At 43.2% G+C, this 26354-nt stretch carries 26 protein-coding genes and 1 tRNA gene; 17 read left to right on the forward strand and 10 right to left on the reverse strand.

Features of this window, described 5'->3' with window-relative positions; translation table 11 throughout:
• Window positions 1-28: 28 nt before the first annotated feature.
• From AAAH86_RS12560 to AAAH86_RS12570, 3 genes are all read right to left on the reverse strand, one after another.
• Window positions 29-1297 carry a hypothetical protein gene (locus tag AAAH86_RS12560; protein ID WP_343487995.1) on the reverse strand — a complete coding sequence of 423 codons (1269 nt, stop codon included), beginning with the start codon at window positions 1295-1297 and terminating at the stop codon, window positions 29-31.
• The gene (locus tag AAAH86_RS12565; protein WP_343487996.1) at window positions 1298-2026 is read right to left on the reverse strand and encodes a type III pantothenate kinase; all 729 of its coding nucleotides are present in this window, start codon (window positions 2024-2026) and stop codon (window positions 1298-1300) included.
• 48 nt (window positions 2027-2074) lie between these two features.
• Window positions 2075-2147, reverse strand: a tRNA-Phe gene (locus tag AAAH86_RS12570).
• A 531-nt stretch (window positions 2148-2678) separates the two neighbouring features.
• On the opposite strand from AAAH86_RS12570, the gene AAAH86_RS12575 reads away from it, so the two are divergent.
• Complete coding sequence (locus tag AAAH86_RS12575; RefSeq protein WP_343487997.1) at window positions 2679-2906, forward strand: hypothetical protein; 228 nt, start codon at window positions 2679-2681, stop codon at window positions 2904-2906.
• Between the two features lie 2 nt (window positions 2907-2908).
• On the opposite strand, the gene AAAH86_RS12580 is transcribed toward AAAH86_RS12575, so the two are convergent.
• Window positions 2909-4471: a glycoside hydrolase family 32 protein gene (locus AAAH86_RS12580; RefSeq protein WP_343487998.1), complete on the reverse strand. Its 1563-nt coding sequence runs from the start codon at window positions 4469-4471 to the stop codon at window positions 2909-2911.
• A gap of 84 nt (window positions 4472-4555) precedes the next feature.
• Between AAAH86_RS12580 and AAAH86_RS12585 the strand changes: the two genes are divergently transcribed.
• The 4 genes from AAAH86_RS12585 to AAAH86_RS12600 all read left to right on the forward strand — a co-directional run bounded on the left by AAAH86_RS12585 (window position 4556) and on the right by AAAH86_RS12600 (window position 7279).
• A complete protein-coding gene (locus AAAH86_RS12585) occupies window positions 4556-5083 on the forward strand; it encodes a rhodanese-like domain-containing protein (RefSeq protein WP_343487999.1) in 528 nt (175 codons plus the stop codon).
• Window positions 5064-5687, forward strand: a complete 624-nt coding sequence (locus tag AAAH86_RS12590) for a TIGR04282 family arsenosugar biosynthesis glycosyltransferase (RefSeq protein WP_343488000.1) — start codon at window positions 5064-5066, stop codon at window positions 5685-5687. Before AAAH86_RS12585 ends, AAAH86_RS12590 begins: the two co-directional genes overlap by 20 nt.
• The gene (locus AAAH86_RS12595; RefSeq protein WP_343488001.1) at window positions 5684-6499 is read left to right on the forward strand and encodes a purine-nucleoside phosphorylase; all 816 of its coding nucleotides are present in this window, start codon (window positions 5684-5686) and stop codon (window positions 6497-6499) included. Before AAAH86_RS12590 ends, AAAH86_RS12595 begins: the two co-directional genes overlap by 4 nt.
• Before the next feature lie 84 nt (window positions 6500-6583).
• A complete protein-coding gene (locus AAAH86_RS12600; RefSeq protein ID WP_343488002.1) occupies window positions 6584-7279 on the forward strand; it encodes a TIGR04283 family arsenosugar biosynthesis glycosyltransferase in 696 nt (231 codons plus the stop codon).
• Here AAAH86_RS12600 and AAAH86_RS12605 read toward each other — a convergent pair.
• From AAAH86_RS12605 to AAAH86_RS12630, 6 genes are all read right to left on the reverse strand, one after another.
• A complete protein-coding gene (locus AAAH86_RS12605; RefSeq protein ID WP_343488003.1) occupies window positions 7271-8161 on the reverse strand; it encodes an N-acetylmuramoyl-L-alanine amidase in 891 nt (296 codons plus the stop codon). The two genes, AAAH86_RS12600 and AAAH86_RS12605, sit on opposite strands and share 9 nt — an antisense overlap.
• Window positions 8162-8297: 136 nt before the next feature.
• A complete protein-coding gene (locus AAAH86_RS12610) occupies window positions 8298-9233 on the reverse strand; it encodes a hypothetical protein (RefSeq protein ID WP_343488004.1) in 936 nt (311 codons plus the stop codon).
• Window positions 9234-9269: 36 nt separating this feature from the next.
• The gene (locus AAAH86_RS12615) at window positions 9270-10523 is read right to left on the reverse strand and encodes a POTRA domain-containing protein (RefSeq protein ID WP_343488005.1); all 1254 of its coding nucleotides are present in this window, start codon (window positions 10521-10523) and stop codon (window positions 9270-9272) included.
• 15 nt (window positions 10524-10538) lie between these two features.
• Complete coding sequence (locus AAAH86_RS12620; RefSeq protein WP_343488006.1) at window positions 10539-11543, reverse strand: glycoside hydrolase TIM-barrel-like domain-containing protein; 1005 nt, start codon at window positions 11541-11543, stop codon at window positions 10539-10541.
• A gap of 43 nt (window positions 11544-11586) precedes the next feature.
• Window positions 11587-12462: a hypothetical protein gene (locus AAAH86_RS12625; protein WP_343488007.1), complete on the reverse strand. Its 876-nt coding sequence runs from the start codon at window positions 12460-12462 to the stop codon at window positions 11587-11589.
• A 26-nt stretch (window positions 12463-12488) separates the two neighbouring features.
• Window positions 12489-13211 carry a DUF547 domain-containing protein gene (locus AAAH86_RS12630; RefSeq protein ID WP_343488008.1) on the reverse strand — a complete coding sequence of 241 codons (723 nt, stop codon included), beginning with the start codon at window positions 13209-13211 and terminating at the stop codon, window positions 12489-12491.
• 233 nt (window positions 13212-13444) lie between these two features.
• On the opposite strand from AAAH86_RS12630, the gene AAAH86_RS12635 reads away from it, so the two are divergent.
• The 12 genes from AAAH86_RS12635 (at window position 13445) to proC (ending at window position 26328) form a co-directional block, all read left to right on the forward strand.
• Window positions 13445-14791, forward strand: a complete 1347-nt coding sequence (locus AAAH86_RS12635; RefSeq protein WP_343488009.1) for an FAD-dependent oxidoreductase — start codon at window positions 13445-13447, stop codon at window positions 14789-14791.
• A gap of 73 nt (window positions 14792-14864) precedes the next feature.
• Window positions 14865-16469, forward strand: coding sequence for a 4Fe-4S dicluster domain-containing protein (locus tag AAAH86_RS12640; protein WP_343488010.1), 1605 nt, complete (start codon window positions 14865-14867; stop codon window positions 16467-16469).
• Window positions 16470-16940: a hypothetical protein gene (locus tag AAAH86_RS12645; RefSeq protein WP_343488011.1), complete on the forward strand. Its 471-nt coding sequence runs from the start codon at window positions 16470-16472 to the stop codon at window positions 16938-16940. It begins immediately after the preceding gene.
• Window positions 16940-17638, forward strand: a complete 699-nt coding sequence (locus AAAH86_RS12650) for a glycosyltransferase family 2 protein (protein ID WP_343488012.1) — start codon at window positions 16940-16942, stop codon at window positions 17636-17638. The genes AAAH86_RS12645 and AAAH86_RS12650 overlap by 1 nt, the downstream gene beginning before the upstream one ends.
• A gap of 2 nt (window positions 17639-17640) precedes the next feature.
• A complete protein-coding gene (locus AAAH86_RS12655; protein WP_343488362.1) occupies window positions 17641-19125 on the forward strand; it encodes a cellulose synthase family protein in 1485 nt (494 codons plus the stop codon).
• A gap of 69 nt (window positions 19126-19194) precedes the next feature.
• Window positions 19195-20127, forward strand: a complete 933-nt coding sequence (locus tag AAAH86_RS12660; protein WP_343488013.1) for a hypothetical protein — start codon at window positions 19195-19197, stop codon at window positions 20125-20127.
• Between the two features lie 129 nt (window positions 20128-20256).
• Window positions 20257-21567 carry a mannosyltransferase gene (locus AAAH86_RS12665; RefSeq protein WP_343488014.1) on the forward strand — a complete coding sequence of 437 codons (1311 nt, stop codon included), beginning with the start codon at window positions 20257-20259 and terminating at the stop codon, window positions 21565-21567.
• A 211-nt stretch (window positions 21568-21778) separates the two neighbouring features.
• Entirely contained in the window at window positions 21779-22399 is a 621-nt protein-coding gene (locus AAAH86_RS12670; RefSeq protein WP_343488015.1) for a GNAT family N-acetyltransferase, read from the forward strand.
• Between the two features lie 79 nt (window positions 22400-22478).
• Window positions 22479-23669: an argininosuccinate synthase gene (gene argG / locus AAAH86_RS12675; RefSeq protein WP_343488363.1), complete on the forward strand. Its 1191-nt coding sequence runs from the start codon at window positions 22479-22481 to the stop codon at window positions 23667-23669.
• 81 nt (window positions 23670-23750) lie between these two features.
• Window positions 23751-24725: an N-acetyl-gamma-glutamyl-phosphate reductase gene (gene argC / locus AAAH86_RS12680; protein WP_343488016.1), complete on the forward strand. Its 975-nt coding sequence runs from the start codon at window positions 23751-23753 to the stop codon at window positions 24723-24725.
• 97 nt (window positions 24726-24822) lie between these two features.
• The gene (locus AAAH86_RS12685; protein WP_343488017.1) at window positions 24823-25236 is read left to right on the forward strand and encodes a VOC family protein; all 414 of its coding nucleotides are present in this window, start codon (window positions 24823-24825) and stop codon (window positions 25234-25236) included.
• A gap of 297 nt (window positions 25237-25533) precedes the next feature.
• Window positions 25534-26328, forward strand: coding sequence for a pyrroline-5-carboxylate reductase (proC, locus tag AAAH86_RS12690; RefSeq protein ID WP_343488018.1), 795 nt, complete (start codon window positions 25534-25536; stop codon window positions 26326-26328).
• Window positions 26329-26354 lie beyond the last annotated feature (26 nt).

Below are 26354 nucleotides of genomic sequence, written 5' to 3' on the forward strand. Positions count from 1 at the left end.
GGATATTCTCGTTTTTCGGAAAAACAGTCTAGTTTATTTTTTGTTTCTGGAACCAAATGGCATTCAACGACAATCCTACATTTACCTTAAAATAACTTTCTTCAATAAGGTTCTTATCGGTCGTGCCCCTTCTGCCGAGTTCAAATCCTAAGTTTAAATTTGAGAAAGGATCTCTGACAGTTCCGCCCAACGGTAACCCAAATCCAAAAGTTATGCCAAAGTTGTTTATTTCTTTCTCGTTGACCACCAAGCCCGTGACGTGGTATCGAAGACCGGCACGATAATTTATTCTATTAAGATATCCGGATAAGGCATTGTACTTTGGTATGAAATAGCCCCCTATGGCATAGCTACTGGCATCTTGGTAACGCACGTTGTCTATGCCTAAAAAGGCGTTTTCAAAATCACTCATTTGCTGAAAGCTGTACTCTGCTCCCAAGAACCACTTTTTGTTTTCGCCAAAACCGAGCCCTGCGGTAAAGGTAGTGGGTATCTTCAATTCTGTATTTCGAAGGTTTAGGGCATCTAAATCAACATCAATGACCTCAATTTCTTCACCGTTGGATGTTGAAAACGAACCGATTCGTTCTGAGTTTTCTGAAACAAGGTTGATTTGGGTGTCGATGCCCGCAAACGCATGCAATGTGTACTTTTCACCAATCTTTGGGGTGTACATGGCCGAATAGTTGAAATCAAAACCGTTTATCTTTGATTCTCGGTTATCGATGGTACCAAATTGCACCCCTTCAACCGTTTGCAGCCTCCCGTACTCTAAAGTGCCAAAATTGAAATTAATGGTCGCCCCTAGACTAAGGTCTTTCAATGGCTCAAAACCCAAGGAAGCGTATACCCTGTTGATGCCCCCTTCACCAGTAAACAGATTGGTTACCTCACTGCCCGGGGTATTTTGCACCAATTGATAACCCACTGAAGAAAAGGGCATTAGACCAAAGCCCGCTCCAACTTTTTTTCCCAACGGGAAGCCGATGGCCAAATAATCAAGATTGGTCACCGAAGTGTTCTGTTCTTCCGTAAAATCCTTCAATCGAAACTCTCGATGCGAAATACCGGCTGTGTATGCAGTGAGGCGCAGCTTGGCATAGGCCGCTGGATTGCGCAGATTGATATGAATACTGTCACCGTGCATCATCAACCCGCCCATCATTTGGTTGTCAACCGTACCATTTTGTCTAAAATCGCCGATACCAAAAAAGGAGTAGGGAGATATGGTACCATTTTGCGCGTGCGCACTGAAAGAAGCAACGCAAACAAAGGCAATCAAAATTCTTTTTACCATCTAGGTTTTGTTGTATTCAAGCAAGTAATTAAGCCCCTCGAGGAGAAATTTGGAATTCGCAAAGATGGTATTTTTTAGCTTTTTCGCAAAAAAATGGGCTTCGCCGCCTGTTAAAATAACTGTTAAATGTTTAAAGTGCAGACGATACTGGTCGACCACCCCATCTACCTCTTTGGCAACCCCATTGATGACCCCACTGTGCATACTGGTTTCCGTAGAGTTTCCGATAAGGTCAACGTAGTCAACCGCTTTTAAGAGGGGCAATTGTGCCGTTTGGTCGTGCATGGCTCTATACCGCATGGATACCCCGGGCGAAATCGCTCCCCCCAGATATTCTCCATAATCGTTGATCATGTCATACGTGATACAGGTACCTGCATCAATTACCAGGGTATTGCCGCCATGATTATGATAGAAAGCAGCCGTTGCCAAGGCAATACGGTCAACACCAAGCGTTTGTGGCGTGGCATAGCTATTTTTAAAGGGCACTTTTGATGTATGCGAGAGTACATGCGTATTACAAAACAACTTTACCACATCTACATCTTTTTCATTCGAACTGCCAACAGCGGATAGTATGGCATGTCTTATTTTAGGAAACTTTTTGAAAATTTCCTTCACGCTATTTACCAAATCATCAGCATCACGACTTTCATCATGTATTAATTTGCCACCGTCAAACACCGCAAACTTGACCAACGTATTGCCAATGTCGATAATAAGATTCATGTGGCAAAGGTATAAACAAAAAACCCTGACAAATGTCAGGGTTTTGAGTGGTACCTCCAGGAATCGAACCAGGGACACACGGATTTTCAGTCCGTTGCTCTACCAACTGAGCTAAGGTACCGTTGATTTTAAGGGCTTTGCCCGACTTTGCCAGTGTTTTGCTTCTGCAAAGGCGGGTGCAAATATAGTTTCAAATTTAGGATTTACAAACAAAAAAAATAAAAAAGCCAATGGGTTTCAGATACTAATTCTCAAGTTTCAGCAGCATCTAAATATACAGCATTTCATACCACCTATATGATTTTGACAGCAATGGACATACATTCAATATCGACGAGCCAAATTGTGACGTACTTTTAATCTATCAAATCATAATATCTGCCAATCATGAACACTTTGGAAAGTAAAATCGGGTATATCTTTTGGTACGGCGTGCTTCTCATCTCTTTGCTACTCTTCGCAAACAGTCTGTACCACTATCTTAAAGGGTGAATTTTTCAAATTTAAATCCCTTTGGGTAGAACTTTTCATCCATTTATAAAAGAGTGCTTTTCTTAAATATTTCATAAATCTAAAAATCAAATAGGATAATAAGTACAAAATATGGTTATTTACCCCAGATAAGTCGGACATCAAATAACTTTGAAAGAAAATGACCAAAGATTTGCTTGAATCGGCCCATGAGTTTGAAAATATGACGCTCAGCCGAATGTCAACCAGTGATAGAGTAGCTGCTTCAAGAGAAGCAAAACGCTTAATACTTGCCATTAACGAGGTCTACAAAAAGACCAAAGACAACAAGTTGATGGATTTAATGAAACGCCTCACAGAGAAAAAGCGCAAGATAGAGAAGCGGTTGAAAGGCAATCCTCTGACCTGATTTTACTGCCAAACAGATTTAATTGTACTTATTGAGAATTCTCTGATATCAAGATTTGAATCAGATAGATTTTCAAACACTAGGTCTGTGTAGACTTCCGTTGGAAAAATTTGTTGGGTCATCACATATTGACCATCGTTGATAAAAATTTCTATCGAAGACCAGTCCATATAAATTTCAACTTTAAAATCTTCACCTTTAAGTTGGTCAGTGACCATGTGATGCAGCTTGTTGCCAAACTCATAGTTGAAACTTGTGGCACCCGATTGTGTTCTGTCTAACATTAACAAATCTGAGGCATCATCGTAGATGAGTGTCAAACGTTCATCCTTCTTGTTTGAAAGGCTCATCTTAAAGTCTTTTTTTGTTGCCGTAAAAGCAATCTTGGCCTGGTTCAGGTTTTGGGCAGTAACCTTTTGACTCTCGTTCGGCTCAATTGTAAAACCCTTCGTTTCTGAAGGTTGTATCAATGTATCTATTTTTGATACCGGACTGTTATGAAGCATGTACTCGTCTCCATATTTTTTTAACTGCAATGTTCTTGGAAGCGTCATGGCACTTCGCCACTTTTTTGTTGGGGTTTTGAGGGCATATTGCCAATTGCTCATCCAACCGATAAAGAGCCTTTCGTTATCTGGTGTGTTGTTGTAGGTGACCCCAGCGTAATTATCTGTGCCCCAATCAAGCCATTTTATTTTTTCCTGATTTGAAGTGAAGGTTGTACCGTCAAAATCTCCCACAAAATATTGGGTTGCACTACCTCCGTTGGGGCCTCCGCTGCCAATACTGATGATCAACACCCATTTTTTCTCATCGGTGCCTTCCACTTGCATCTCAAACAGATCGGGGCACTCCCAAACTCCACCTTGGGCTCCTTGGTCTTCACCAAAATCACTGATGATATCCCACTGCTTCAGATTTTTGGAGCGGTACAATTTTAGATGGTCACCGGCTACGAGTGCCATGATCCAGCTTTTGGTATCATCATGCCAAAATACTTTGGGGTCGCGTAAATCGCGAATTCCTTCATTCCCAATTACCGGATTCTCCTCATATTTTGTAAATGTTTCACCATTGTCCAGGCTGTAGGCGATGCCCTGGGTCTGAAAATCGTTGCTTCCAGATTTTTCGCCTTCCATCAAGTGATAGGTGTAAATGGCCACGAGGGGAGCAATACCATCTTTACCAAAACCTGAAGTGTTGTTCTTGTCGACCACCGCGCTTCCTGAAAAAATCAATCCATTTTCATCAGGGTAAAGCGCGATGGGCTTATGTTGCCAATGCAACATATCGTTACTGGTGGCGTGGCCCCAGTGCATTGGCCCCCAAACCGTTGCATACGGATAATATTGGTAGAACAAATGGTAAACCCCATCATTATAGACCAAGCCGTTGGGGTCGTTCATCCATGCCGAAAAAGGTGAAAAATGATATTGGGGCCGGTACTGTTCATCATACGGTTTTTCAAAAGGTGCGATATCTGAATCTTTGGTTTTGCTGTTTTGCGTACATGACGATAAAACCATGAAAATCAGCGCAATATGTAGAGTATGATACCTATTCACTTATCTATTTTAACGAACAAGATAACCATTAATTTTAATGTCTGCCCTGTATAAAGTGGTATCTTTAGATGCGAAATTTCAGCCATGCGAAATTCAGTCTTTATATTTCTATCGTTGCTCATCGGTCTCTGCAGCTTCTCTCAAGAAAGCATAAAAAAGGCTTTGAAACGGTTTAATGAAGGTTCGGTACCCTACATTTCGGTGCAAGAACTGCAAAGCACCCCGGCTTATACAATTTTCGATACCCGAACGCTCGATGAATATCAGATCAGCCACATTAAAAATGCTGTTTGGGTTGGCCACCATGATTTCAAACTTCAAACCATACTCGAACAGTTTCCTGAGAAAGAAATTCCCATTGCGGTTTATTGCTCCATTGGGGTGCGGTCAGAATTCATCGGTGAAAAGTTACAACGAGCTGGCTATACCCATGTAAAAAATCTATATGGTGGTATCTTTGGATGGAAAAATGAGGGCCATGCCGTATATGATTCTGATGGCAACTATACTGAAAACGTTCACGCATACAACAAACGATGGGGAAAATATTTGACCAAAGGTGTAAAAGTATACGCACCAAAACAAAATCGTCTTGAGGAAACACCACAGTAATCTACTCTTGATTTTCACCCGAAATCCTGAACTGGGCAAATGCAAAACACGATTGGCCTCGACCATTGGTGACAACGCTGCTTTGAGAGTTTACATTTTCTTATTGGAGCATACCAAAAACATCACCGCTGGCCTTGACGCTGAAAAGCGGGTCTACTACTCTGAAGAAATTTGGCATGATGATATTTGGGATGCCGAAGAATTCTCTAAAAAGCTACAACAAGGTGGTGATTTAGGCAAACGGATGGTGAATGCGTTTCAACAAGGTTTTCAAGATGGCTTTAAAAAAATCATCATTATCGGAAGCGATATGTACGACCTCACCCAAGATGACCTACAGCGTGCATTCAAAGCGCTTGAAAAAACCGATTTTGTCATTGGGCCCGCGGAAGACGGCGGTTATTATCTCTTGGGCATGAAAAAGATGAAACCCGAACTCTTCAAAAACAAAGCCTGGGGAACCAAAACCGTTTTAAACGATACGCTCAACGACCTCAAGAGTGAAAAATTCATTTTACTACAAGAACGAAATGATGTTGATTTGTATGAAGACATCAAAGACATTGAGGCCTTTCAACCGTTCTTAAAACACATAAACAAATGACGCAAAATCAACTTGACGAATCAGTCGAACACCTCAAATCCAAGGGATTTTCAACTCCTGAAATCGGCATTGTTCTGGGCACTGGCCTCGGGCAATTGGTCAATGAAATTGAAAATCCGATTGAGGCACACTACAACCACATTCCCTATTTTCCCTTGGCGACGGTCGAATTTCATTCTGGCAAATTGGTCTATGGCACTATTGAAGGAAAAAAGGTAGTTGTGATGCAGGGCCGTTTCCACCTGTATGAAGGTTATGATTTTCTGGACATTACCTACCCCATTCGTGTCATGCACCAATTGGGCATAAAAAAACTGTTTATCTCCAATGCTGCCGGTGCCATCAACCTTGATTTCAAGAAAGGTGACATGATGCTCATTGAAGACCATATCAATCTGCAAGGTGGCTCTCCGCTGGCCTTCAAAAATGTTGGGGAGTTCGGCGATCGATTTGTCGATATGAGCGAACCGTACGATACTGAGATGAGTGAAAAAATTGAAAAAATTGCCAATAGCGAGGGTATTTCACTTCAAAAAGGTGTGTATGTATCTGTGGTCGGGCCCCAACTGGAAACCAAGGCCGAATATCGAATGCTCAAAACTTTGGGCGCAGATGCCGTCGGCATGAGCACCGTACCCGAAGTCATTGTCGCCAACCACTTACACTTGCCAATTGTTGCGGTATCAGTATTGACCGATGAGTGCGACCCCGATAACTTAGCCCCTATCAATATTCAAGAAATCATTGAGATTGCAGGTAAAACAGAGCCAAAAATGGTCACACTGTTCAAAGAACTCATAAAAGAACTGTGAAGGCCTTCGCTGTTGAATTTTAAAATCAATCCGTAAGGTTTACCAATTTTTTGCGTCAATTGGCAAAGCTATGAGATTCATTGTATGCCTGATTTAAGACTGAGTGTTATCATTCCTGTGCTCAATGAGCAACACATGCTTGATAATCTTTTGAGACACCTTGACAACATTAGTTTCCATAGAGATGCACTGCAAATCATCGTTGTGGATGGCGGAAGCACAGATAACACCATCGACATAGCCAAAAAACATCATGTCACCATCCTAAATTCAAAAAAGGGGCGTGCTGCACAGATGAATACTGGCGCAGAATATGCCAAAAGTGACGTGCTATATTTTTTGCATGCCGATACTTTTCCGCCAAGACACTTTGATAAAATCGTTTTAAAAGCGGTTGAATCGAGGCACACCTCAGGCTGTTTTCGTATGCGTTTTGATAGTAACAATCCCATACTGCGTTTCTTTGCTTGGCTTTCTAGAATCAACCATACCCTTTGTCGCGGTGGGGACCAGTCACTTTTTGTACTCAAGAACATATTTCACGAAACTGGTGGTTTTAATGAATCATACTTGATTTATGAGGATAGTGAGTTCATCCGCAGGCTCTACAAAACCACCAACTTTAAGGTCTTGCCCCAACAGGTGATAACCTCAGCGCGCAAGTACCACCAAAAAGGATGGTTTCGGGTGCAATATCATTTTGCAATGATTCACTTCAAAAATTATTTGGGAGATGGCCCAGATGAGCTCTATCGATATTATTCAAAAAAATTACTCTAGCGTTTTGACTTTCGAGGATTCATAATCCAAGATAATGCCTTCAGAAATCCATTTGGCAAGGGCTTGCCGATTGTCGGGGTCCAAGATTCTTCGTTGGTCTTTTTTACTGCGAATGTTGCCAATCTCGATATAGGCCATTGCCGGAAGCGTATTTTTGACCACGTACAAACTACTTCGTTCCATAAATGTTCCGTTGTACACCCTGTTCGGCTGAAACTTTTTATACTTTCTCAAAAACGTTCTGTGAATGCTTTCTGCCAACCGTTTGCCGTTCTTGCTCTTTTCATGATGGTAAAAGAACACATCAATGTTTGTACCCTTGCTTCGACTATCAACATGGGTGACCAACAATCTTTGATATTTGCCCCTGTTGCCCAAATACAGCGTATTCACTGCTTCAGTACGTTGTTTTAACCGTTGTAACTGACTTAAAGGTATGGCCGTGTTGGCAACCGTTTCATCAGTGTCAAGTTCTAAAGCACGATTGTCACGAATACCATCATTTTCATCCTCGACAATAATATGCACTTCAGCGCCATGTCCCAACAGTTCCCTTGCCAGCCGTAATGTGACATCATAGGCATACTCATCTTCCGCTATCAGCTTATCACCATATTTTACGATAGCTCCAGGATCAGGACCACCATGGCCAGAAATAAGGTAATAGACCGTGCCTTCAAGGCGGTTGCTCAACGAATCTATTTTTGAAAAATCATCACCGAAAATGGGATATTCGGGCAAATTGACTTCTTCAACCTTTTTATTGGTGCTCAGGGTGGTGTCTGGCAACTTGTATATCTTACCGACATACAAGAGTTCGTCTTCGCCAAGGTTTTCGGCATTCAATTCAACAAAAGTGTTGTAATGTTTTGTTGGGTTCATTCCATTTTTTCTCAGCAACGAATAAATGCCGTCACCCGGTTCGGCGATGACCGATGGAATTGAGTCTTGCGCAACCGTCAAAAAGCAAATCCAAATAAAACAAAAAAGAATTTTAAATCGCAGTGAAACCAAGGTGTCAATCTTCTATCTCTAAATCGGCATAGTCTTTAAAGATACCGTTGGTCAACCACTTGGCCAACGCATCGTTATCGGGTCGTACTGAAAGTGTTCTTCTATCAGTTTTCTCGTCTGTGCTGCCTATTTTGACCACGGTCAGTGCAGGCAGCGTATTTTTGGCGAGAAATACCTTGTCTTTGTCCTCAAAGATTTCTGAGCTTTCCCCAATCGCCATTTTTTTGATACCGTTCTTCTGAAAAACGCTCTGTATGTTATCGGCAAGCCGCTGGCCGTCAATACTTTTGCCATGGTGAAATATGGAAACATCAAGATTCTTATGGCTCGTGAGACCGTTGCCACTGACCAGCAAAAGCCGTTGGTACTTACCGGCGTGTCTCAAAAACCGTTTATTGATGGCGTCCACATAATCTTGCATGGCTACCGTGTTTTCTACCTGTGCCTCCGAACCAGTTCTTTCGATGATATATACCCTCGCCCCGTTTTCCAGCAACCGTTTGGCAAGATTTCGTGTAATGTCATAGGGAAATTTTTTGGGATTACTGTTGGATGCAGATTCCGAACCCTCAGAAATAAGGTAGTACACCGCTCTGCTCAGTTTGCTACTTTTCAGGTTCATTTTTGCCAACTCACCCTCAAAAATTGGATGGTCGGTATTAGCAGGAACCGTGATATGCCTCCCTATATTTTTGAATGAGTCAGGTGCGTCGGGAAGTTTATATTCCCTGCCCACATGCAGTTCACTGCCATTTCTGATGTTTGGTTCGTTAAGGGCGACAAAATCGGCATAATATTTTGAAGGGTTCATTCCTTCTTTCCGTAAAATTGAGAAAATGCCGTCGCCATCTTCGGCCACAACGACCTGGGTTGAATCTTGTGACATTGTCGGTTTGGCCATAAAAAATATGACGATGAAGGGAAGCAGAAAATTTTTCATAGTGAGAGAGTGCATGATATATGCCCACAAAGGTTATCAAAAATATTGGCCAATACCAAAAACTATTCCTCTTGTGGCATCTTTGGTGATGCCATGACCGTAATCTATCCTAAAAATAGCATTGAAAATACGCTTGTGAATCAAACGAATGCCAACCCCCGGATAAACGCGAAGGTTCTGGTCATCGGCAAAATCACCAAAATCACCCCCGGGATTGCGCCAACTGCCCCCATCAACAAAAATATTGCCCTGAAGCACGAACCAATCTTTTTCGATCAATGAATATCTGTACTCGGTATTGAGCACGATAGCGGCTGTTCCTCTGTCAATGGTGTTGCCCACGCCACGAATGTTAAGGTTGTTGTCAACCGCAAAAGGGGCAAAAGGAGTATCGATATTGCTTGCCAGACCCAACCGCAACCGTGATGCCCAATTGCCCCTTTCGCCTATTCTTTTGAAATAGGAAAAATCGTTGAAGCCAATCCAAAATTCAGGCAGTTGTTCATTGGTGCTGGTCACGTACTGAAGATTGAGTGCGCTCTTGAAGCCATCTAAATACTGATAGTAGTAGGTGACCCCATCATAATTGTAGATAAGCTTGTAGAGCAGTTTATCGACCACAAGTTCTTGGGGTACCGCCGGGTCTGTACTGCCGAAAAGGTATTCATAATCTTCAGTGAAGATATTGATGCCCAACTCGAATCGGTTTTTAAAGTTCAACTCATAGAGACCAAGCAATTCAATGGATTCGTTGTTGTATTTGTAATCTGCAGTGCCATTTTGCAAAAAAACGGGTTCTTGTGTGGTCAGGTCTTGGTAGTTGAGAGCCAGTCCGAATTTATTTGAAAACAGATAAGGAGCCCTGATGTTCAATCCGTAGGAATTGAAGACATCATACTGATAAAAGGCACCCAAAGTCATGTTCTGCCCCAAAAAATTAAATTCTTGAAGGCCAACCCTGAATGCGAATTCGTCATTGTTCGATGTGAAAATATTCGCAAACGGAATCAAGGTGAAATTTTCTTCAATACCATAGTACACATCATACCCACCCTTCGCTTTAAACACCTGAAAATAGGCATGGGAAACCGATGGCAAACGAATCAATCGAGCGATGTCTTGCCGCATCACGGCCGAGTCAAGAGCCTGCCCAAGTTTTAGTTTTGAAATCTTTTTGACAAATGATGTTCGAGTTCTTTTGTTGCCCTGAACTTTTATATCTGCTACAATGGCCTGCCCATTTGCAAAGGCCCCTATAAAAAAAAGAAGTAAGGCAATGTGTTTGCCCATGGTTGGTAACTGTTTTTACCTTAGTCTACCATAATGCGCCCGAATTACAGCCTCGGCAGGTTTATTCTGGGGGGTAAAGCGATTGTTTTCAGTTCCGCCTACTCTATCATGGTCAATAAACCATTTCCATACGAATCCACCGGCAAACCAATCCTCCTTCCAGAACTCATCAAAAATGACCTGTGTGGCATCAGCTTGGGCCTCTAGATTGACATCCATCTCGTTTCGGTCGACCAACCAAGGTTTCTTCGCAGTATAATCCATACTGCGATACCCATATTCAGTAAAAAGAATGGGCTTTTCATGGTTCAAAGCGGTATCGGCCAAGGCAGACTTCCATTTTTGCCAACCTGCTTGCATTTCTTCCTTAGTGGGATATTGTGCCTCAGACAAGGGAAAGTAGGCATCCACCCCGATAAAATCCAGTTTTGGCCAAAATGGGGTCCGGGTGTATTCATCCCAATTGGCGGCATAGGTCAATTTGCCCTTGTAGATTGAACGGACATCCTCAATCAGGCTTGCCCAGAAATCAGGTCGATTATTGACAAATTCTTCCAGTTCGGTGCCAATACAATACAGTTCAACGTTCATCTCGTTGGCCAATTTGGCATAGGTCATGATAAAATCGCGATAGGTGGATTCAAACTCCTTCCAATCTGATTCCGATTCCATTTTAATATCCCCAGTAAATTCCCCTCGCCATACCCAAAGCTGGGGCTTGAGCATTATTTTGATGTCGTTCTTTTGCAACAGTGCTATGTACTGTTTTGCACCTGCCTTGGTTTCACCAAACCACTGTCTTTCAGTATCAAAGATTACATTCGGACTGCTGAGATTGCGAATGAAGCCGAAAGGCATCACCGCCACATAATTGGCATTTACCTTGATTACGGGGTCAATATTTTTTTGGGTCACCTCATCTCGTGAAGCCACAAAACTGACCCCGTTGATTTTTTCATCAATTTGACTACTGCACGAAAATTGGAGAAGGCATAACAAAAGAAGTCCCAATCGTTTCATAGTGGTTCGAATGGGACTAAAATAGTTTTTTTGCAGATATGGGCTAGAATACCGCCCGTAAACCTATGTTAAATGTTTCACCTAGACCCGTGTCCCTACCCCTAACAAAGTTGGTATACAACACTTCAACATTCAATTCATCGGTCAGTTGATATTTGGCTCCGCCACCCAATGCGGTAAAGTTTTGGCTGAAGTCGTTGCCCAAATCGACCAACTCAGTATGTTGACCCAAAACCAGAACCGTGAATTTTGAACTTGGAAAATAACTTAAAAACACCCCAGGAGTCAACCTAAGGCTGTTATTGGCAAAACTCTCTTCCTTATCCCCAAAATTGAATTCTGAATTGATTTCGGAAAAAATCTGCCATTTTTTGCCAGGGAATGTGTAATCGTAAAAAAATCGATTTTGCCAAGTGAATCCCTTTTGGTCCAGAAACACCCCATTATCGTCAACCTCGCTATCAATCAACGGAATTGAAAAAGCACTCAAAATAGAAAAATTACCTACATTCTTAAAGGGAACCACTTTTATGGCCGGTGCAATAGAGGTAAGACCTGATGTTGTCCTCCGCTCCGTTCCCCCAGTTGGGGAGACAAAATCCCGACCATTGGCACGGTATTCCAAAATGGCACCCAAGTTCACCCTTCTTGTATCTGAAACCCCGGTAAAGGCCTCCAAAGTCGAGGTAAAAAAGTTCTGTCGAATGCCATCTTCAGAAGCGAAGGTACTTTCAGTTTGCGTGTAAAGGTTATTAAAGAGCTTAATATCCCATTGCCCTTTGGCAATAAGTTTAGAAGGAGTTAGATTTTGGATGACACTACCCTGCGCTGTGGGGTCTTGGTCATCATCTTGGGCCAGTAGGTTCAATGTGAACAATAACATTCCGGCCATAAGGATATGGAATTTTGAAATTTTCATGATTTAATTTTAGAAAGTTTTTGTTTTTACTTGGTTGCGTTCAGCGTCCAGTCATAAGCATAATAACCCACTTTGACATCTGAATCTATCTTTTCGGTGCGGTATTGGTTGATAAATTCCACTTCGGATTTCCCACCTTGGGTAAAATCACTTTTGTACCACTCAAAAATTTGTGAGAGCTGCACTTTGTTTCCCTTGACCTTGATAAAATCGGGATTGTTCAGTGCTAGCTCTGTTTGCCTTTGCAATTGCGATTCCAATGAATCGAGGGTATATGCCTCATTAATAATGGGCGGACAGCCCAAACCGGCACAGACCAGTACAAAATGAAAGCGGGCCTCCCTAGGAAAATTCGCTCGCAACAGCTTGTTTTCAATATCGTTCAGGGTAATCTGCTTTCCACCGATTTCCCGCTTGGTCTTGTCAAAAAAACCGTTAATGTCTAAAGGGGATTTCACGGGATAGTTATCCACAATCCCTTTAATAACATAAAGATTATACCCGTTGATCCAAAAAGCCTGATAGGTTTTTGAATCGCTTTTTGATACAGAAATATCTTTGGCCAGTTCTAAAATCGAATGTAACTCCGATGGATTCTCTTTAATGGCTTTGTAATCCACCAACCCATTCTTCACGTGCTTGCCAAAAAAAGCATCCGCCTTGGTAAAGAAACTCTCGGTATCTTGGGTCATTCCCAACTGCACAAACAGTGTTAGAAACAAGGTCAATATTGTCATATTTGTTTTCATAATGAATTCGCTAGTTGTTTAAATTCTGGGCTTCAGTCGTGCCAAATACCTACGGCATACAAAAAAGTTGGGTTTTAAGAAATATTTAATATTCTCAGTATCAACATACTGCACGTACGTCAAAACCATCATAACCTTACAGCAACCCTTAAAATTTAAATTCTTTCTAAATTACAGCGTCGCATTAAGTTTTTATCTTTAATGGCGACCCAATTTCCAACCAATTCCACATCATGGAGAACATCGTCATCATCGGAAACGGTATTGCAGGCGTGACTGCCGCAAGGCACATCAGAAAGCTTTCCGACAAGCGAATCATAATCATTTCGGCCGAGACCGACCATTTCTTTTCAAGAACCGCCCTGATGTACGTGTACATGGGCCACATGAAATTTGACCATATCAAGCCGTATGAAGATTGGTTTTGGCAAAAAAACAATATTGAATTGGTGCGCGGCTACGTGAACCAGGTCGATGTGGAAAACAAAAAATTGATACTTGATGGTTCTAGAACCTTTCATTATGACAAGTTGATTCTGGCCACGGGCTCAAAACCGAATAAGTTTGGATGGCCTGGTCAAGACCTACATGGCGTTCAGGGATTGGTCTCAAAGCAGGATTTGGATTTACTCGAAGTCAACGCTCCGAACAAAGATGTTTGTAAACGAGCCGTGGTCGTTGGTGGCGGCCTTATCGGAATCGAACTCTGTGAAATGTTACGAAGCCGTGACATTCCTGTCACCTTTTTGGTACGGGAAAATAGTTTTTGGAATGGTGTGCTTCCCGAAGGGGAATCGCAAATGCTAAACGAACACATTCGTGAACATCACATTGATTTGCGATTGGATACCAATTTGGTTGAAATAGTGCCTAATGAAAATGGTAAGGTGAAAGCCGTGACGACAGACAAGGGCGACACCATCGAGTGCGATATGGTCGGACTGACCGCTGGGGTGACCCCGAACATCGATTTTCTAAAAGATTCCGGTATTGAGCTTGGGCGTGGCATCAAGGTGAACCGTTTTCTTGAAACCAACATCAAAGATGTGTATGCCATCGGCGATTGTGCCGAACAGCATGAGGCGATTGGCAACCGAAGGCCTATTGAAGCGGTTTGGTATACGGGTAGAATGATGGGCGAAACGGTGGCACAGACTATTTGTGGCAATAGAATACAATACAGCCCAGGGCATTGGTTCAACTCAGCCAAGTTCTTGGATATTGAGTACCAAACCTATGGTTGGGTTTTTGGAAGAAAGGGAAGGCCCGATTACGAACAACATTTCCATTGGCGACATGATGAGGAAAAACTGTGCATCACAGTGGCCTTTCACAAAGAGACCCATCAATTTTTGGGCATCAACACCTTTGGCATCCGGATGCGGCATCCTGTTTTCGACCGCTGGCTGACCGAAGAACGCGATGTCGATTTTGTGATGGAACACCTCATCGACGCCAATTTTGACCCTGAGTTTTATAAAAACCACGAAAAGGAAATCCTATCGAAATACAATTCAGCATTTGGGAAATCCATCAAACCGAAAAAGAAAAGCATTAAAAGAATCTTTCAGATTAGTTAATAGTGAATTGTTATTGGTTAATCGGAAGTTTTTATCTCCTTTTAACCATTAACCTTTAACCAATAACAACAACATGAGCACTTACGATAGAAGTATGGCCCTTACCGGCCAACCCCCGAAAAAATTGAGCCTGAACCAAAAACTGGCCACTGCCCTGGGCATGGTGGGCCTTGGTATTTTGGTGTTGGCACTCTTCAATGTGAACTTTCCGAACAAGGCACTTTGGTTGACCATTTCGCTGGTGTCGATGAGCGTGGGCACCATTTGGTTTGCTTGGGATTTGTATTTGGACAAACATGCGGGCATCAAAAATGACGGGGTTTGGTTTAAATCCATTTCAGGAATCGGAATTTTGGGATGGATCACAGGAATCGCTCTCACGGGATTCTATGTCATTCTCTATTTCTTCCCCGAATATATGGGCTTGGTAAAAGATGGCAACAATAAAGGCATCATTGCGCTTTTCGACCCATTGAGCAGGGCATTAAGCGGCAACCCGGCCAGCCAATGGTTCGTTTATGGCACGTTGTATACCGTGGCCATATTGATTTTCGGCATAAAGTTTATCTGGAAATATCGCCATAACCGTTATGAAATCATCCGTACCATCAGTGTCATGTTCTTTCAGACAGGTTTTGCCTTTATCATACCCGAACTCATGGCACGGCTCAACGGAAGTTCGGTCTTGAACGGGGGCAGCCTGCCCTATTATGATTTAAAGAATGTTTGGCCCCTCAACTATTACAATTTTGACCAATACCGCATCAACGATTTCTTGAGTGCAGGGAACATTGGCTTTGCCATGCTCATTTTTGGTATTGCTTCCATTTTTGTGATTACTCCCATCCTTACCTATAAATATGGAAAGCGATGGTACTGCTCTTGGGTCTGTGGTTGTGGCGGCTTGGCTGAGACCGCAGGCGACCCGTTTCGACATCTCAGCGACAAAAGTATGTTTGCTTGGAAGGTGGAACGTTGGGTGGTGCACAGCGTTGTGGTGTTCGTGACCTTGATGACCACGGCAGTGGTGTATTCCTATCTCGGGAACGATTCCAGTAAATATTGGTTGACCAAGGATATTTTTCTCGCTGGCGTCGCCATTCTTCTCACGGCGGTATTTACATGGGTGATGCTGTTCAGAAGGGAACAATTGCAAAAAGATGCCAAATACGGTGCCATCGGCTACTTCGTCATCATTATGGTATTGATTGGTATGCATTTTTTTAGTGGTGATGGCAACGTTTTTCTTTTTAAAGCCAGTTCCTTAAAAAAATGGTATGCGTTTTTGATTGGTGCCGTATTCAGTGGGGTCATCGGAGTGGGATTGTACCCCCTGCTTGGTAACCGTGTGTGGTGCCGCTTCGGATGCCCCATGGCGGCCATTCTGGGCTTTCAGCAACGGTTATTCTCTAAGTTCAGGATTACGACCAACGGTGGTCAGTGTATCTCATGCGGCAACTGCTCCACCTATTGTGAGATGGGCATCGATGTGCGTGCCTATGCCCAAAAAGGCGAAAACATTGTTCGCTCCAGTTGTGTGGGCTGCGGTATTTGTTCCGCGGTTTGTCCAAGGGGTGTGTTAAAATTGGAAAACGGACCACGAAAAGGGCGTATTGACAGCAATCAGGTGTTGTTGGGCAATGATGTGGATTTGATGAAACTGGTGAACCAAAAATAGATGTTGCGGATTTTCATTGTTCTTTTCGTGGTCGGATTGCTTCCCGCAAAGCGGATGTACGACCGCACCTACCATGACAACGGAAACCTTGCCGCCGAGGGCTGGAAGCAAAACGGATTGAAAGAGGATTTTTGGAAAATGTACCATCCCAACGAAAATCTTGAATCCCAAGGACATTATAGAATGGACCTGCGAAATGGTTACTGGTATTTTTATACCAAGGAGGGAAAGCTGGAAATGGAAGGCCATGTATCCCAAGGAAAAAAAGTAAAATGGTGGTTGTTTTACGATGAGAACGAGAAAATCAACCACAAATGCCAATTGCAAGACGGTGTGAAAAACGGGTATTGCTTGAAATATGTGGACGAGGAACTGAAATCAGCGGAAAAATTCAAGAACGGCAAAAAGGTTAAGGAATGGTTTAGCTTTGGTGCCTTCAGAAGGGAAAACAAACTCTCTGACCTTAAGTAATGCAATCCGAGCCTAGTATCAAAGTCATCATTCCTGCCTTCAACGAGGAAGAATCCATACCAAAGGTCATCAACGACATTCCGAAATCGGTTTCCGAAGTTATCGTGGTCAACAACAATTCCACAGACAATACCGCTGAAAATGCAATGGCAGCAGGGGCTACCGTGGTGGATGAACCGCGTCCAGGCTACGGATATGCATGTTTGGCGGGAATGGATTACATCGATAAACAATCCAAACGACCCGACATTATCGTATTTCTTGATGGAGACTATTCCGATTATCCAGAGGAATTGGACAACATAGTCGCCCCAATTATAAACCAAAACATGGATTTGGTCATCGGTGCACGAAAAAAAGAGTTGAGAGAAACGGGTTCAATGACCTTTCCGCAAGTTTTTGGCAATTGGTTGGCCACATTTTTGATGCGCATATTTTTTGGGGCAAAATTTACGGATTTGGGGCCATTTCGTGCCATTAAGTACGAAAAACTCAAAGAATTGCAGATGGAGGACAAAACCTACGGGTGGACGGTGGAGATGCAACTGAAGGCAATTCGTAAAAAACTGGCGTACAAAGAGGTACCTGTACGTTACAAACGTCGAATAGGTGTCTCAAAAGTTTCAGGAACCGTAAAAGGTGCTATATTTGCAGGCGTAAAAATTTTGGGTTGGATTTTTAAATACAGTATCAAATGATAATAGGGTTGACCATCGCTTACATCATCATCGCAATCTACAGCATTGCGCTCATGCTGATATTTTTTTACAGCCTCGCGCAACTGAATTTGCTCATCAATTATTTGACGTACAAAAAGCGAAATGAGGAAGCGCCAAAATTCAATCTGCTCGACCCAAGGGAAATTCCCCATGTGACCATACAACTTCCCGTGTACAACGAAGAGTATGTGATGCAACGGTTGTTGGACAATATCGCAAAAATCGAATACCCAAAGAGCAAACTCGAAATACAGGTATTGGATGACTCCACTGACGACACCGTTCATGATACGGCAAAACGCGTAAAGGAATTGCAGGACACTGGTTTGGATATTCAACACATCACCAGGGTAAACCGCATTGGTTTTAAAGCAGGTGCCCTAAAAGAAGGCTTGGCCATCGCAAAAGGAGACTTTGTGGCGATTTTCGATGCCGACTTTATGCCCGAAAGTGATTGGTTGAAGAAAACCGTGCCTTACTTTAAAGACCCTGAAATCGGGGTGGTGCAGACCCGTTGGGGACATATCAACCGTGACTATTCCACCTTGACCCGAATACAGGCCTTTGCTCTAGATGCTCACTTTACCTTGGAACAAGTTGGGCGAAACTCCAAAGGGCATTTTATCAATTTCAACGGCACCGCTGGTATCTGGAGAAAGCAATGTATTTTGGATGCAGGCAACTGGGAGGGCGACACCCTCACCGAAGACTTGGATCTAAGCTACCGCGCCCAGTTAAAAAACTGGAAATTCAAATATCTGGAGGATGTGGAAACTCCCGCAGAGCTTCCCGTGGTGATGAGCGCTGCCCGTTCACAACAGTTCCGTTGGAACAAGGGCGGGGCCGAAAACTTTAGAAAGTCGGTATGGAGCGTCATATCGGCAAAAAACATTGACTTTAAAACCAAGTTTCACGGGGTGATGCACCTGTTGAACAGCTCCATGTTTTTGTGCGTGTTCTTGGTATCTATCTTGAGTATTCCGATGCTGTACATCAAAAACACCTACGGACATTTGGACTGGGTGTTCGAAGTGACCAGTTTCTTTATTGTAAGTACCATCATCTTGTTCTTCTGCTATTGGTTTACCTATAAAAGCATGCAGGGAGGCGGTTTTGACAAGTTTGTCGATTATATCAAATTGTTCTTCACTTTCTTCTCCGTGGCTTTAGGCCTGTCATTGCACAACTCCATCGCCGTTTTGGAAGGCCATTTGGGCAAGCGAAGCGAATTTGTGCGTACGCCAAAGTTCAACATCAACAGTCTGACCGATAGTTGGAAGGGTAATAAGTATCTCGCCAAAAAGTTATCTCCGAACATGATTTTGGAGTTTGCATTAATGATTTACTTCCTCTTCGGAATGTACAGTGCTGTACCCTTAAACGATTACGGATTGTTTCCTTTCCATTTGATGTTGTTTCTCGGCTTTGGCTTTGTGTTCTTTAAGTCGTTGGTGGCCAAGGCATAGGCAGCAAGTATTTTCTTTTTACATATTCGAGGACTGGTAAATACCGTATATTTATCAAAACGCCTCGCTATGCCAAAATCTGCTTCCATCGGTATTTGCTTGATTGCTATTTTCACCTTTTTATCTTGCAATAGGGCCGGCAGTCAGAAAAATACATCCCAGGGAAATTTTAGGCTTAACGGCAAACTTACATTCTTGGAATATCAGCCTTACAGGGGCGTTCCGGTGGGCATTGTAGAAGTGAATTTATCAGATATCCGAAAAAAAAGACTGGGCTATGGGTCACATCCGTGGCGTCATGCCAAAGGTGATATTATACTGGCAAAGGGCTGTGGTGATGACGTAAATCGCTTGGTCATTCATGAAGAGAATGGTAAAGAGACCATTGTCAGTATGTGCAGTAGTGAAATTCCGAATCCAGGGTATCTTTCCACCGCTTTTGAATTCGCACGGCTGTCTCCCGATAAAAAATTGATTGCGGCCGAAGCCAAATACTATTTGAACAATGGGTATCGCTACAGTACAGTCATTATCAAAAACAAAGAAATCATCAAGGTGTTCGATAATTTTGGCGCTCCCGAATGGTTGCCAGATGGGCGGTTGCTTCTGGTGTCTGATGGTATGTACATCACAGAAATCAATGGCACTCTCAAGAAAATTGATGACGGCACACTTTCTAGCGGCCCCAACAATCCTGATTTGGACCCTTCAGGCAAGCGCATCGCCTTTGAATGGAACCAACGCATCTGGGTAATGGACATCGACGGGTCAAATCTTAAGGAAATTGCCTCGGGCAACGCGCTCTACCGATTTCCTGCATGGTCGCCCAATGGCAAGTATGTAGCATTCTTGGCCCATGAAGGTTATTCATTTACAGGCTGGTATAGGGGAGTGTATGTTGTTGAAGTGGATTCAGGAAAACACCAATACATCGATTTTACCCATCTCTTGGACGGAGAGTTGGGCAACGTCCCTTTTGGACCACTAAGCTGGACGGAATAAGACTACTGCAAGCGTTGACGGTTTCAAGTTTAATTTCCTATTTTTCACATTGACTGATAAGAATCAGAATCGATGCCTATCTCCATTTTAAATTATTGGAAGCTCCACAAAATCCCAATCCTTTTGGTTTTGGGTAGCATCCTCTTTTATGCGGTTTTTGCCTATGATTTAGAACGGGAAGATTTCCCTAAACTACTGGCCCTTTTTGTCGCCCTGTTCTTCTTCCTGATCAAATTGATACAGTTTGAAAAATGGAATTTTAAATTCTTACTGGTTGCCGGAATTCTTTTCCGACTGGTTTTTCTTATCGCCGAGCCCAACCTTTCCCAAGATTTTTACCGCTTTATCTGGGATGGTGAATTTATCAATCAAGGCATCAATCCGTATTTATATACTCCTAATGAAGTTGTAGAAAACTCGTTATTCTACATTCGTAATTCTAAAATTCTCCATGAGGGAATGGGCGAACTCAGCGCTCGACACTACAGCAACTACCCTCCCATCAACCAATTTATTTTTACCATCAGCAGTTTTTTGGGTTTTGGCAGCGTGCTGGGTTCCATTGTTTGGATGCGCCTCATCATCATCGCGGCCGATATTGGTATTGTATATTTTGGAAGAAAGTTGTTGCGGCATCTCAATCAAAGTCCACATTTGATTTTCTGGTACTTTTTGAATCCCTTGGTCATCATCGAGTTGACCGGAAACCTCCACTTTGAAGGGGTAATGCTTTTTTTCTTCATTTGGTCAATGTACCTCATTTCAAGAGGCAAACACCTATGGGCGGCCCCGGTGTACGCAGCTTCCATCCTAATGAAACTGGTGCCCGTATTGTTTTTGCCGCTGTTGCTTCCTTTTTTGGGGTTTAAAAAAAGTGTTGTTTTTTACTTTTTGTTGGTCATGTCATGTTTGGTTTTTTTAGCTCCATTTTATTCCACAGCATTCCTAGATAACTATTCGCAGACCGTGGGCCTATGGTTCTCCAATTTTGAATTCAATGCGGGGTTTTACAATCTGGTCAAGACCATTGCGGTCGGGCATTACGATGAAAAACCCTGGGAGGTCGTTAAAGACTACGGCGACCTTGTGCCCTTGTTTACCCTTTTCTTGGCATTGCTACTGATGGTGTTTCGGAGCAACAAAACGATGCAGTCATTGTTTACCTCAATGTTGCTATTGTTGACAGGGTATTATTTTTTGTCCTCAACGGTACATCCATGGTACATTGTCTTTCTGCTGGGTTTGAGCCTTTTTACCCATTATCGGTTCACCATCCTTTGGTCCGCTACGGTGGTTTTGAGCTATTTTGCCTACTCCCAACCGGATTTTAAAGAAAGCCTTAGGTTGCTCGCCATTGAATATCTTTTGGTGTTTGGCTATTTTGGCTACGAAATCCTGAAAAATCATAACATTCTTGCATCGATTCGCAAAAAGGAGTAACAAAATGTTGGAGGTTTCAGATAATTTGTACATTTATCCCATAATGAACGAACACAATCACATATTCACTTCTTTGGGCACAATCGCTCCAGTACGTCCGTTCGCACCCCGCCGTCGCCCGTAAGGGTGCATTTCTGTTTTTGGGATTAGGTGAGTCCAATCCCCTTTCAAACCAAAGTTTTCAGTTTTTATTTTAATCCAAAAGTCAGCAATGGAAATTACTGTTGCCAACGAATCACATTATAAGTACGCCCAGATGATCAGCGATACCATAACGGAATCTGCCAAGGTTCGCGGTACGGGCATTGCCCAGCGTACCCCCGAGTACATCATCAAACGGTTGCAGAACGGTAATGCCGTTATCGCTTTGGATGGGGATAAGTTTGCCGGATTTTGCTACATCGAGGTGTGGGGCAACAAGGATTTTGTCGCCAATTCGGGATTAATCGTGCACCCTGATTATCGGGGTCAGGGACTGGCAAAGAAAATCAAGAAACGGATTTTTGAGCTGTCGCGGGAAAAATTCCCCGAAGCCAAAATCTTTGGGATTACCACAGGGCTTGCCGTCATGAAGATGAACTATGAACTGGGGTACAGACCGGTGACCTTTTCTGAGCTTACCGATGACCCTGATTTTTGGAAAGGCTGCCAAACGTGCAAAAACTTTGACATCCTGACCAGAACAGAACAGAAAATGTGCCTTTGTACAGGTATGTTGTACGACCCCAATGAAAAAAACAAACATCCCAAAGCCGAAAAAATCAATAAGAAAACCTTTCAGCGATTGAAAAGCATTAAGGAACAACTGTTTTTGAAGAAGAAAACAAAATAGAAGTTATGAATTATGAATTCAGAGTTATGAGTATTCCATCTCTGAACTCATCACTCTTAACTCTTAACTCTTAACAATGATGAAAAAACTAATACTCGCCTACAGCGGCGGCCTCGACACCTCATATTGTGCCAAATACCTTTCAAAAGAAAAAGGGTTTGAGGTGCATGCCGTCAGTGTCAATACAGGCGGATTTTCAAAAGAAGAAATCAAAACAATTGAAGAGAAAGCCTTGGCTTTGGGAGCTTCCAGCTACACCTCCATCGATGCCGTACAGAACTTTTACGACAAGGTGGTGAAGTACCTCATCTTTGGCAACGTGCTTCGAAACAATACCTACCCACTCTCGGTCAGTGCCGAACGGATTGTTCAGGCTGTAGAAATCGTAACCCACGCCAAAAAGATGGGAGCAAAATACATTGCCCACGGCAGTACAGGGGCGGGCAATGACCAAGTGCGTTTTGATATGATTTTTCAGACGCTGGCTCCTGACATCGAAATCATCACTCCAATCCGAGATAACAAATTGTCCAGGGAAACAGAAATCAATTACCTAAAAGAAAATGGTGTGAATTATTCTTGGGAAAAGGCTAAATATTCCATCAACCGCGGACTTTGGGGCACTTCGGTAGGTGGTGAAGAGACCTTGACGTCACATTTGCCACTTCCTGAAAGTGCCTATCCGAGTCAATTGGAAGCCAAACTGCCCAAAGAGGTCAGGCTCACCTTTGAAAAAGGGGAACTGGTCGCTTTGGATGGAGAAAATGCCAGTTCAGTTGAAAACATTGAAAAATTGGAAGCCATCGCCTCAAAATATGCCGTCGGTCGCGACATCCATGTGGGCGATACCATTATCGGCATCAAGGGCAGGGTCGGTTTTGAAGCGGCGGCTCCACTCATCATCATCAAAGCGCACCATTTGTTGGAAAAGCACACATTGAGCAAATGGCAGCAATACCAAAAAGAACAGTTGGGCAATTTTTACGGAATGTTGCTGCACGAAGGCAATTATCTGGATGCCGTGATGCGAAACATCGAGGCCTTTTTGACTGATACCCAAAAAAACGTGTCCGGGGATGTCTTTGTGACGCTCTACCCCTACAGGTTTGAACTGAACGGCATTTCATCACCCCATGATTTGATGAATGCTTCCTTCGGAAGCTATGGCGAAATGAACAAGGGGTGGACAGCCGACGATGCCAAAGGATTTATTAAGATTTTGAGTAATCCTGGGAAGATTGCGCATTATGTTAATAGTGAAAACAAATAGAAATTGTACCCTTGAGGGGACAGCGAAGCAGGGGTGTCAGGTAGATCCCCACCTTCGTGGGAATGACAAAAAGAATGATTTATGATTAAAGCAGGTATCATAGGGGGCTCTGGCTACACGGGTGGCGAACTCATTCGCTTACTACTACATCATCCAGCGGTAGAAATCGATTTTGTGTATAGCACTACAAAAGGGGGCAAGCTCGTTAGTTCGGCCCATCCTGACCTGTTGGGCCAGACCGATATGCGGTTTTCAGGGGAAGTCAATTTAGAAGTTGAAGTCGTTTTTTTGTGTTTGGGACATGGCAATTCCATCCAATTTTTAAAGGAACATCCCTTTTCAGAAAAAACACTGCTTATCGATTTAAGCAATGATTTCAGGCTAAAAAACGATGCGGTTTTTGGGGGAAGGGAATTTGTGTATGGACTTCCAGAACTCAACAAGAATGCCATTGAAAATGCCACGGCCGTTGCCAATCCCGGTTGTTTTGCCACGGCCATTCAACTGGCCTTGTTGCCCTTGGCAAAAGCAGGTTTGTTGCAAAATGAGGTACACATTAATGCGGTCACGGGGAGTACCGGGGCCGGAGTAAAGCCCTCTGAGACCCTGCATTTTAGTTGGCGTAGCAACAATGCCAGTTGGTACAAGCCCTTTACCCATCAACATTTGGGAGAAATTGGAGAGAGCCTGAATTCTTTTGGGAAGGATATCGGCCAATTGTATTTTCTCCCAAACCGAGGAAACTTTACCCGCGGTATTTTGGCGACGGCCTACACCAAATTTGAGGGAAGCGAGGATGACGCAATGCAACTCTACAAAGACTTTTATGACAACGCCGTATTTACCCATGTTTCAGAAGCGCCCATCTATCTAAAACAAGTAGTGAACACTAACAATTGCCATATACATCTGCACAAACATGAAGATGTCTTACTGGTGACCTCAGCCATCGATAATTTATTGAAGGGAGCATCAGGACAGGCTGTTCAGAACATGAATTTTATGTTAGGATTAGAAGAAAGTTTAGGATTGAAGTTGAAAGCCTCTTATTTCTAAAGAATTTGAATTAACAGATTGTCCCCTTGAGGGGACAGCGAAGCAGGGGTGTCATGGATTCCCGCCTTCCTGGGAATGACAAAAAAGTAAAAAATATATGAAACAAAGTATAGCACATATCGCCCTTGTTGTTCGAGATTATGATGAGGCCATTGATTTTTATACCAAAAAGTTAAACTTCAATTTGGTAGAGGATACCAAACTTGACGCAGATAAAAGATGGGTGATCGTCTCTCCGCCCCATGCGACAGAGTGTTCACTTTTGTTGGCCAAGGCGGCAAACGAAAAGCAGTTGCAAAGTGTGGGCAACCAATCTGGGGGCAGGGTGTTTCTATTTCTCTTTACCGATGATTTTTGGAGGGATTACAATACCATGCTTGAACAAGAAATTACGTTTGTTAGAGAACCCAAAAAAGAACCGTATGGAACAGTAGCCGTTTTTGAAGATTTATATGGAAACCTTTGGGATTTATTGGAGCCAAGTAAGAGCAATAAAGGAATATTGAAATGAATTAATTGTCCCCTTGAGGGGACAGCGAAGCAATGTGAAACATTGCAAGCAGGGGTGTTAACATCCCCCATCCTGAATAAATTCAGGATTCCCCCCTTCAAAGGGGGAATTTGACAAATTGAAACAAATAAAGGCACCTCCCTGTCAGCCTGAGCGTAGTCGAAGGGCGAGGGGAGGTGGATTCCGCTGTCATGCTGAGCGCAGTCGAAGCACAGCCAATGCAAAAGCGGAAGACCGAAGGGGTCTGAAAATATAATGAGATTCCCGCCTTCGCGGGAATGACAAATTAAACGATTTATGAAAATAGCGATCATAGGAGCAGGAAACTTGGGGTTGTCCATAGCAAAGGGCATTTTGCACAGCAATGGGGCCACCACCATGTACCTGACCAAACGGAACATCTCCGAAATCAAGGATTTTGAGAAATACGGCAATGTAACGGTGACCAACGATAATGCTGAGGCCGTAAAAAATTCGGATATCTTGATTTTTGCGGTACAGCCCGGCCACTTCGAAGCCATTCTACATGATGTAAAAGACTTGTTGACCGAAAAGCATGTGGTCATCAGCACGATTACCGGTTTTAGCATTGACCGAATGGAGGCCATTATCGGGAGTGACAAATACATCATCCGCAGTATGCCCAACACGGCCATTTCAGTGGGGAAATCCATGACCTGTCTGTGCAGCAATGAATTGGGTAAAAAACGGATTGATTTGGCCAAGGCCATTTTCAACCGTATGGGGCATTCCATGGAAATTCCGGAAGTGCAGATGCAGGCGGCCACCGTCATCTGTGCCAGCGGCATCGCCTTCTGGATGCGCTTGATTCGGGCGACGACCCAAGGTGCCATACAATTGGGGTTTGATGCCAAAGAGGCCCAAGAGCTCGCCATGCATACCTGTAACGGAGCGGCCAGTCTTTTAGTGGAATCGGGCAGTCACCCCGAAGAAGAAATTGATAAGGTAACCACACCAAGAGGCTGTACTATTGAGGGCCTGAACGAAATGGAGCACAAAGGGCTAAGTTCGTCGCTCATACAGGGTATCGTGGCATCCTATAAAAAGATTAGTGAGATAAAGAATATTTAAGGCTATACGCTTTACGCCTAACGCTG

The sequence above is a fragment of the Allomuricauda sp. d1 genome (genome assembly GCF_039592695.1).
In the GTDB taxonomy this organism is placed as follows: Bacteria; Bacteroidota; Bacteroidia; order Flavobacteriales; family Flavobacteriaceae; genus Flagellimonas_A.